Consider the following 9,350-nt stretch of genomic DNA (forward strand, 5'->3'; position numbering starts at 1 on the left):
AAAATAGGTTATGCCAAATGTACGAGGCCCTTCCTCATTTTCATGAAGAAACTCAATACGTCGATTAAAAGTGTTTTTCAGATGCCCTCCCCTAGTGAGGAGGGCTTACAGGTTATTTGTCGGCGAGCTGTTTAGCTGCTTCTCGTAGGTAACCCGGGATTAGGTCAGGTGTTAGGTAGACCGGAGACGTAGAGAAAGCTACGCCTACAACGTCACGCACTGGGTCCACATAAAGGTTTTGGTATAAGTTACCATGTTTAAATAGCGCACCATCTTCCCAAGCCGCATCCCATTGGTGCGTATTGTAGATTGGCATATCTTTACCAAATGACGCTTTAACCCAAGAGTGGTCAGTAAAGTCACCCGCCATGTAAGCCTCGTGGTTACCGCCTTTTTGCATTTTTTCTAGTACTTCATTTGAAATCACTTGCTCTTGAGCCACCGTGTCCCAACTTGGAGTGAACAGCAAACCGTAGCGTGCTAAATCATCCAAACGCGAATGAACTAAACCGTAAGATACCGCGTGACCTGCTGGTGATACGTTCACCTGAGCTGAAGCGCGAGCACCAATTTTTGACCAAATTCGATCTTCAAATACTTGAGTAAATGGTTGTTGAGTGATGTTTTCAATTGCTACACCCAGCACTTTGGTAATTGTTGAACTGTAGCGAGCCACTTCACCAGAAGGCTCACCTTCCAATGGAACAACATCACGCAGCACTTTCATTTCGTCTTCTCTTACACCATCGGCATTAACAACATGGAAGTCAGCTGACAGCATGCGCTGGAAAACAGAGCGAGGATTTAAGGTATTAGCTGCGTTTTCACTGATGTCTAAACCAGAAGCCATGTTCATCGCATCAAGCATGATGATATTGTCCCACTCAGTACCTTTTAACTCAGGAACATATTCTGTAATTGGCTTAGTCATATCGACTTTGCCTTCGGCTTCTAGCATGGTTAGCAAGGTTCCAACGGTCGATTTTGCCACTGACGCCCATAAGTGAGTGTCATAAGGGTTCATACCAGGAAATTCCTCGTAGACCACCTCACCACCTTTTAGGATCATGATGCCTTGTACGCGTGTTTTCTCTTCATGAATGTATTCATTCAGTGAGACAGACTCACTGCCGTCACCCATGGTAAAAGTAAGGTCGTTAAGAGACTCATCAATATTGCGCTTTAAAACGCTTACTTCACCGTGAGGCATAGCCAGTTCTGCAGGCACGTATTTAGTCATATTGATTGCGTAGTAAAGTGCATGGTCGCCCCCCATCTGCATGTGGAAGTTACCAAAAGCAGCATTTGCTTCGTCAATAAACGTTTTATCAAACCCTTCTTTCACTTGAGTTACAGGGATGATTGGTTTTGCACCTGGTTCAGCCAGCGCTTTCTCAAGTGGTGATTCTGCTACTGCTGCGCCAGCAGTAAGCGTATATGCTACAAGTAGTGCGATGTTGCGTAGTTTAAATGTAGTTTTCATAATAATTACCTGTCTAAATTTGTTTAATCTCAACGCTGATATAAGCCTGAATTAGAAGTAAAATTTGTAGTTTGCCCATACCACGGTGTCGTTGACTTTTTCATCAATGAAGCTGTTTTTGACCGTTGTGTTCGTGTTAATGATTTTGATTTGGCCCCAACGCGTTTTGTCGTTACTAAGCGGTGTCGACATTAGGAAGTTGGTATTCAAAACAGACATATCGACATCACCAGACAGGTAGTTGTACTCAGGGTACAAGCCGAAATAAGTGCCGTCGTCGCCAGCGGTATAGAACATGTATAGAGCTGCTGAACCACCAACTGCTTTTTCGTCAGTGATGTTAGCCATAGCTTTCACATCATCAGAGAACTCACCGCCAAGCACGCCAACACGAGGGAAAATGTTTAGACCTTTCACACCAGAGTTAATGGCCAAAGTCACACCCGGAGAAACAGAGGTAAATAGAGCGTTGTCCAATACATCCAGTGAAGCAGCCACTTTTGGTACAAATGAGTTTTGCGTGGTCATCACGTGGAAGTACTGAAGACGACTGTCTGTGTAGTTGCCTTCATTATCGATGGCCGCTTCCACAGTCATCATGCCAGTCTGGCCATTGTCAAATGTCATGTCGCCAGAGATCGAAGCTTTGAAGCCGCCTTTGTTGCTCATACCAACATAAGCAGACGTATTCGTTTCGGTAAGGTCTGAAGGATCAGGGGCTTTTTCTGCTGCAAAAGCGGGTAATGATGTAGCTAGTGCAAGCAGTACCGCGATTGATTTCGTATTTGTCATCGTCAAATCTCATAGTTATCGATGTAAGTAATACAAAATCCGTTTGTAAGACCTTCAGCAGAAAGCACTGTGCTTTTTGACTGAAGCTAAAGTTCCTTTTGATGGCAGCTATATTAAGAGGCTTGGCGCGAATATAAGAGGTCATTTAAGGACATTGAGCAGGTCATAAAAGGACATTAATAAGTGATTTTCGGTGAGTAGTAAAAGATGAAAGTGAGAGTCTTAAGTTGAATAAGAGGGATATTAAAGAGAGTTACCCGTTTGCACTCTCTTTAAAAGCAAATCTCAATTGCGCGGGCGTGCTTCCGCTCATCGCTTTAATGGCACGGTTGAAATTTGAGACATCTTCGTAACCCATTTGATAGGCGATGTTGCTCACGGGCTCGTCCGTGTCGCGAAGCAGCTGTTCGCTACGTTCAAGTATCGCACTCTTTTTAATCTCTTTGAATGAGGTGTCATGATCTTTGAAATAGCGATAGAGCGTTTTGCTCGTTACACCAAACAAAGCGGCCAGCCAATCCAAGGTAAAGTGTGGCAAATGACAGTAGCTCTCGGCGAGTAACCGCACCTCACCAATGTCTCTGGATTTCAAAGAGCGATTGGTCATGGGTTCAAGTGCATCAACGCCCGTTAGTTCCATGCTCATGAACGGTTGTCCATAGCGAATCTCAGTATCCGGCAGTAGAATCTCACCGTACTTTTTGCCCTGATGCTCTTCTGTTAGAACGTTCAAGCGCGCTGGCACCCAGTCTTGACCTAGCCACTGGCGACATATCTGAAGTAACAGTGCGACACGAAACCACTCATTAATTTGCGAGCCGGGGTAAGATGGCTTGAGTGCACCGCGGTGGCACCAACACCACACCCCTGATATCTGTTCGAGCCAGTAATTATTCTGTCGGCTCCAGCGGTGTTCATTGTTCATTAAAGATTGTAAAACCGCTTTAAATGGTTGTTCTCTAGCGATAACTCGCCACCGCCCTGCCACAACACTTTCACCGACAGTTTTCCCAACCACTAGTGGCATTTCTGTATAGCACAAAGCCGACATTTTATTAAGAAACAAGCAATAACTTGTTACTGGGATCCACGCTTCAGCATTCGGCTTATCAGTAGGAAGATCGAACTCTTCCGCAATTCCTCGCCACTTAATACCGTGACTTTCGAAGTAAGGAATGAAGTACCACATAGATTCTGCGGACGTCAAAATTAAGTTGTCATGTAATCTACGCATTTTTCGTTTCTAACAGTGTTTCTGCCTTCCAATCAGAGTAGTCTACCAATGTATATGGTTTCAATCATACAATTGTGTGGTGTGCTTTTATACACAGATAGTTTGATCCAAGCCTGAGTTTTTGCGTTCAGTGTGTAGTTGTACATAGCTCGAGCCGCTTCAGTCTTCCGGGCAATGCATCTAGACTAGGAACCTTGAGCAATGTAGATGCTGAGATCATCATGAAGCCAACTTGTCCAATAAAAATGCAACTGCATGCTGACCGAATAATTCTTCTGAAAGTTTGCTGTGTTCTAAACACATAATGGGCAGAAACGAGTTAGAGCTCCTAATGACTCACCGACGTCGAAAATAGGTTGATAACCACTACGCCAGACAGAATCAAACCGATCCCAATCACCGCGTAGATATCTAGTTTTTGCCCGTAAACCAACCAAGATAGTGCCGCAATCAACACGATCCCGGCCCCACACCAAATCGCATACGCTACACCCAAAGACATGGTTTGCACTGTGAGAGACAACAGATAAAAGGCACAGCCGTAACTGGCTAATACCGCGGCAGTGGCAGGTAAAGAAGTAAATTGCTGCGTTTTAGGTAATAGAGAAGTTGCGACAACTTCAAGCGCGATGGCGAGTGACAGCATCACTGGAGGTGGGAGAGATAAAAGCATGTTTGAGTCCACAACAATAAAATACGGCGCTCAGAATATTGTAGTTTTATTTCCAATTCATGCGATTTTCAGTAAGCAATTATTATGACGTACCCTAAAAGATCTTAACCAAAAAATTCAATGAATAAATCTTAGGCGACTCATCCATATAAAAAATAAAAGAGCCCGCTAACTCATGGCTAATAGGCTCTTCTTCAATAGAGCAACCAAGGTATTTAGTCTTTTAAAAACAAGGCTATAACGCTTAGTTTGCTAATGTCGAGTCTCTTAAAATATCGCGCTTAACTTCACCTTTCAGATCAGTCAGGGTTTGTTGGTCGATATCAATCAAGAAGTGGTCACTCGCTTGGCCTGTTGCGAATTTTTCAAGAATAACGAACAAGCTGCCAAAACGAGAGCGGAATACCTCGCCTACTGTATATTGGCCAAGGTCACCCAGCTCTGAATCCACGGTGCCGTCAAACTCGGCAAGCTCGCGGCTTAGCAGTTCGTATTGGCGAAGCTGTGTTTCACCGATATCACGGAATGCCAGTTCGTCAGCATTGCGCAGTCGGTAGAAATCTGTCGCTAGTAGCTCACCGCTCCACTCAGCAAAATCGGCTAATTCTAGTCCTTCTAAAGAAGCTAGCTTTTCAGCAACAACCTTAGCCGTCTCCCAATCGCGTTGAAACTGTTCGTAATCGTCCACACCATTTTCAACGCAAGTACCTACGTCGTAACCCAGTTCATTGGCTAGCTGACAGACCGTGAAATTAGTTTCTAGCTGAGACATGATCATCATCTCTTCGCCATTCATTTCCATGATCATAGCGCGCATCTCTAGTGGCCAGTCACCCGGAAGGAAACGAAGACGCGTTAATTCACGGATATGCCAATCAGTCAGTTCGTAGTAGCTCTCTGAATCTAGAATTTCTTTGTTCCAAATCTTAGCTTCTGCATCAGGATCGCCATTCGCAGCTTGAGTCAGGTATTCATGCTCTTCTTCATAGTGACTGAATAGATCGTTGTAATGTTTAACTTGATCGATGACCACTGTTTCAACTTCAATTTGGTTATCAGGGCGAATGTTCAGCAGCTTGTAGGCTGGAATGTAGCCCGCTAGCGATGGTGCTTGAATATTAAAGAGTGTGTGCTGTACGCCATCAATATTGAAGCTCTTCTTACCCGTATCATTAAAGTGCATGTGACCACCAACGTGAATGCTTAAGCCCGTCGCAGCCAATGCTTTGCTTGTATTGTCATCTGGTTCACGAGCCAGTTGATGGCTTCCTTCGCCAAACAGATCTTCAATCTCTTCAGAAGCACCGTTGTAGAAGTCGGTCATTGGGAAGTGCGAGAAAGAAACAAGCGTCTTATTCTGCTCTTTCGCTGCTTTTACTACATCTGAGATCCAATCGATCACATGCTCTTTGTGAGTCAGCATCATGTTGTAGCCAGCGCTGCTTGAACCATCAAAAGTGTTGCCATCTACGGAGCTATCAGACGAATTTTCTTTAGGTCGATAAACATTCGCGTCGATTGCCAACAACCACAGCCCTTTTACTGGCTCGACTAAATAACTGGTATCAGGCACTTCAGAACAGCTTGAGTAACCACTTTCTTTGTAGCTGCCGCCTGTCCCTTCGTAACAGATCTCGTACATGCGCTTATCAAAAGCCGCTTCTTCTTTCGCTAAGTCATAGCTGTAGTTAGTACGAGCTTGGTCGCTGCTGTATGGGGTTTCAAAGTAGAGGTAATCTTGTTGAGGGTAGAAGCCATGAGTACCAAGGATACTCATGATCTCTTCATAGCCCCATTCACGTACTTCTTCAGTACATATGGTTGCTAGGTTGTCGCCTTCACCGGGAATGGTTGTCCACTCATCTTCATAGCCAACACACTCTTCTTTACCGCGGCTGTAGATACGCTGATTCTTACCACCCTCGCCTAGGTAATCAGATTTACCTGCAGGGATTGTAAATGGGCGCACTGGATCGTGGTTACCCGGCGCTGCAAAAAACTCAAGGCCGTAAGTATCACGGTAGTGATCAAAGATGCTAACTAAGCCACGCATATGAATCGGCTGACCGTCGTCGCTAAAGTCACCGGGCAAGGCTACGTATTTAACGCCACGATCAACCACATCATCCAATGCTGCGATCATCGCAAAGTAGTTTTCGTTGAATAGACGGGTAGAATTCATCTGCGACTCCATCGTTCGAATTGTTGCGTACTTGCCACTATTCGGGTTGTAGAGCCCTGCGAACGAACCATCTTCAAATGTACCGTAAACATCATGGAAATGGATATCTGGCATGAACGCAACTTGTACTGCGCTCTCTAGATTGCCGTTATCGTCACTTGGTGAACTTGAATTACAACCAACCAGCGTGGCTGCTATCAAGCCTGACAGTACGGTCAATGTACTCTTTTTCATTTTCTCTTCCCAAAAAGTTAGAACTAAAAATTTGGCGAGGAGATTAGGTGAGAAAAATGACATTATTGTTTCTGATATCTTACAAAACGTCGCGTGCAGAGTGCTTATGCGACCTTGCTTCAATCCTTAAAATTCAAATAGTTACCCAACATCACAACCATCAATGACTTGATAGTAATAATCAGATGTAAGTATACAAACCATCACACATCGCTAGACCGAACATCAATGGTAGCAATGCTTCCAAGCGGTTAAAGAATGTCACTCCTTTCCTAAAAGTAGCTTATTAGTCTCAAGGTTTACCACTACTAAGCCAGGCAAGAGCTTAATACCAACTGTTACATATATGTAATAATCATTTTCCATTTCGGGGGATTATCAAAACTAAGAGTCACACCTATACTAGCTCCAACAAAACGAGAGAGCGGAAACAAACTTGCTCAACTACGCTTAATACGTTGAGCATACTGAGAATCAAAAAGTCCGCTGTAATGACATAAATAGGAAGCATCCAATGACTATCGAAATCAAACCTGGTCAAACTCATATCCAATCTAAAGCTATGGTCGCTTGGAAAGCGGGTGAGCCTCTAAAACGTGAAACTGTTGACGTTGAACTGCCAAAAGCAGGTGAAGTTCTTGTTCGTATCGTAGCGACTGGTGTTTGTCACACTGACGCATTCACATTATCAGGTGACGATCCAGAAGGTATCTTCCCTTCTATTCTTGGTCACGAAGGTGGCGGTATCGTTGAAATGATCGGCGAAGGCGTTACAAGTGTTGAAGTTGGCGACCACGTTATCCCACTTTACACAGCAGAATGTGGCGAATGTAAATTCTGTAAATCTGGTAAAACTAACCTATGCCAAGCGGTTCGTGAAACGCAAGGTAAAGGCCTAATGCCAGACGGTACAAGCCGCTTCTCTATCAATGGTGAGACAATCTTCCACTACATGGGTTGTTCTACTTTCTCTGAGTACACAGTACTTCCAGAAATTTCACTAGCGAAAGTAAGCAAAGAAGCACCGCTTGAAGAAGTTTGTCTTCTAGGTTGTGGTGTAACTACAGGTATGGGCGCAGTACTGAACACAGCTAAAGTTGAAAAAGGCGACAACGTTGCTGTATTCGGCCTAGGTGGTATCGGTCTTTCTGCAATCATTGGTGCTCGCATGGCTGGTGCTGACCGCATCATCGGTGTTGATATCAACGAGAGCAAATTCGAGCTAGCTAAACAGCTTGGCGCGACAGACTGCATCAACCCAATGAACTTCGACAAGCCAATCCAAGACGTTATCGTTGAGATGACAGACGGTGGTGTTGAGTACTCTTTCGAGTGTATCGGTAACGTAAACGTGATGCGTCAAGCGCTTGAGTGTTGTCACAAAGGTTGGGGCGAGTCAGTAATCATCGGTGTTGCAGGAGCAGGCCAAGAGATAGCAACTCGTCCATTCCAACTAGTGACTGGTCGTGTATGGCGTGGTTCTGCTTTCGGTGGTGTTAAAGGCCGCTCTGAGCTTCCAGAAATCGTAAACCGTTACATGGCGGGTGAGTTTGGTCTTCAAGAGTTCATCACTCACACAATGAGCCTTGATGAAGTAAACGACGCATTCGACCTAATGCACAAAGGTGAATCTATCCGTACTGTTCTGCACATGGACAGATAATTCTCCTTGGTCTCGATACTTAGGTGTCGAGACCACAGTTCTGACTTAAACATCAGAGCGAAACTGTCTTCACCACCTCCTGCCCGGTGGGTGGTGAAACTTTATGTAACATAGACAAATTTACTCCCAAACCATCAACCTAACGGAGCACAATAGATGACAATCGAAAACATTAGCCAAGCAAAGGTTGCTGGTGGTTGGCACAAACAATACACCCACTTTTCTGCAACGCTTGACTGCAATATGCGTTTCGCGATTTTCTTGCCACCTAACGCAAGCAAAGAAAACCCAGTTCCTGTTTTGTATTGGTTATCAGGCTTAACCTGTACCGATGAAAACTTCATGCAAAAAGCTGGCGCGTTCAAAGCCGCCGCAGAGCAAGGCATTGCCATTGTTGCCCCAGACACAAGCCCACGTGGCGAAGGTGTTGCCGACGATGACAACTACGATTTAGGCCAAGGCGCAGGCTTCTACGTAAATGCCACTCAAGCACCATGGGACAGCCATTACCATATGTACGATTACGTGGTAACAGAGCTTCCAGCGCTGATTGAATCTTTCTTCCCTGTGACACCAGTGAAATCAATTTCTGGTCACAGCATGGGCGGACACGGTGCCATAACCATTGGCATCAAAAACGAAGATAGCTACCGTTCTATCTCGGCATTCAGCCCTATTAGTAACCCAATGCAATGTCCTTGGGGACAAAAAGCATTCAACCAATATCTAGGCTTAGATATTGAAGAGTGGAAGCAATACGACGCCTCTGAGCTTCTAAAAACCCAAGGCACTAAACTGCCAATGTTGGTAGACCAAGGCGAAGCAGACAACTTCCTAATTGAGCAGCTAAAGCCTGAGCAATTGGTCGAAGCAGCTAAGGTAACCAATGCCGATTTAGAGCTACGTATGCAGCCAGGTTACGACCACAGCTACTACTTCATCTCTAGCTTCATTGATGAGCACATTGAGTTCCACGCTGCTTACCTAAACAAGTAATCACCGTTATTTAGCCCACACCTTGCAACCGTAAGGTGTGGGCTTAATTATATGGTCCGCCTCACTCTCAAGCCATTAAGCTTAGAGTAGGCT

At 44.8% G+C, this 9,350-nt stretch carries 7 protein-coding genes; 2 read left to right on the forward strand and 5 right to left on the reverse strand.

The window, feature by feature from the left end; genetic code table 11:
- Nucleotides 1-112: 112 nt before the first annotated feature.
- The 5 genes from OQJ75_RS17805 to OQJ75_RS17825 form a co-directional block, all read right to left on the reverse strand.
- A complete protein-coding gene (locus OQJ75_RS17805) occupies nt 113-1,483 on the reverse strand; it encodes a serine hydrolase domain-containing protein (protein ID WP_265974195.1) in 1,371 nt (456 codons plus the stop codon).
- 51 nt (nt 1,484-1,534) lie between these two features.
- Nucleotides 1,535-2,275, reverse strand: a complete 741-nt coding sequence (locus OQJ75_RS17810) for a hypothetical protein (RefSeq protein WP_265974196.1) — start codon at nt 2,273-2,275, stop codon at nt 1,535-1,537.
- 253 nt (nt 2,276-2,528) lie between these two features.
- On the reverse strand, nt 2,529-3,509 hold the full coding sequence (locus OQJ75_RS17815; protein WP_265974197.1) for a helix-turn-helix domain-containing protein: 981 nt from the start codon (nt 3,507-3,509) through the stop codon (nt 2,529-2,531).
- 328 nt (nt 3,510-3,837) lie between these two features.
- A complete protein-coding gene (locus OQJ75_RS17820; RefSeq protein WP_265974198.1) occupies nt 3,838-4,182 on the reverse strand; it encodes a DMT family transporter in 345 nt (114 codons plus the stop codon).
- A gap of 244 nt (nt 4,183-4,426) precedes the next feature.
- Entirely contained in the window at nt 4,427-6,598 is a 2,172-nt protein-coding gene (locus OQJ75_RS17825; protein ID WP_265974199.1) for a metallophosphoesterase, read from the reverse strand.
- Between the two features lie 514 nt (nt 6,599-7,112).
- Here OQJ75_RS17825 and OQJ75_RS17830 point away from each other — a divergent pair.
- Together OQJ75_RS17830 and fghA are read left to right on the forward strand one after the other, a co-directional pair.
- Nucleotides 7,113-8,261, forward strand: a complete 1,149-nt coding sequence (locus OQJ75_RS17830) for an S-(hydroxymethyl)glutathione dehydrogenase/class III alcohol dehydrogenase (protein ID WP_132941942.1) — start codon at nt 7,113-7,115, stop codon at nt 8,259-8,261.
- Nucleotides 8,262-8,417: 156 nt separating this feature from the next.
- Entirely contained in the window at nt 8,418-9,257 is an 840-nt protein-coding gene (fghA, locus tag OQJ75_RS17835) for an S-formylglutathione hydrolase (protein ID WP_265974200.1), read from the forward strand.
- The last annotated feature ends 93 nt before the right edge of the window (nt 9,258-9,350 follow it).

This window comes from Vibrio sp. 14G-20 (assembly GCF_026241515.1).
In the GTDB taxonomy this organism is placed as follows: domain Bacteria; phylum Pseudomonadota; class Gammaproteobacteria; order Enterobacterales; family Vibrionaceae; genus Vibrio.

What these genes read in the sequence shown, in the direction of transcription:
- OQJ75_RS17805 (WP_265974195.1), bottom strand. Translation starts at nt 1,483, where the DNA reads ATGAAAACTACATTTAAACTACGCAACATCGCACTACTTGTAGCATAT.
- OQJ75_RS17810 (WP_265974196.1), bottom strand. Translation starts at nt 2,275, where the DNA reads ATGACAAATACGAAATCAATCGCGGTACTGCTTGCACTAGCTACATCA.
- OQJ75_RS17815 (WP_265974197.1), bottom strand. Translation starts at nt 3,509, where the DNA reads ATGCGTAGATTACATGACAACTTAATTTTGACGTCCGCAGAATCTATG.
- OQJ75_RS17820 (WP_265974198.1), bottom strand. Translation starts at nt 4,182, where the DNA reads ATGCTTTTATCTCTCCCACCTCCAGTGATGCTGTCACTCGCCATCGCG.
- OQJ75_RS17825 (WP_265974199.1), bottom strand. Translation starts at nt 6,598, where the DNA reads ATGAAAAAGAGTACATTGACCGTACTGTCAGGCTTGATAGCAGCCACG.
- OQJ75_RS17830 (WP_132941942.1), top strand. Translation starts at nt 7,113, where the DNA reads ATGACTATCGAAATCAAACCTGGTCAAACTCATATCCAATCTAAAGCT.
- fghA (WP_265974200.1), top strand. Translation starts at nt 8,418, where the DNA reads ATGACAATCGAAAACATTAGCCAAGCAAAGGTTGCTGGTGGTTGGCAC.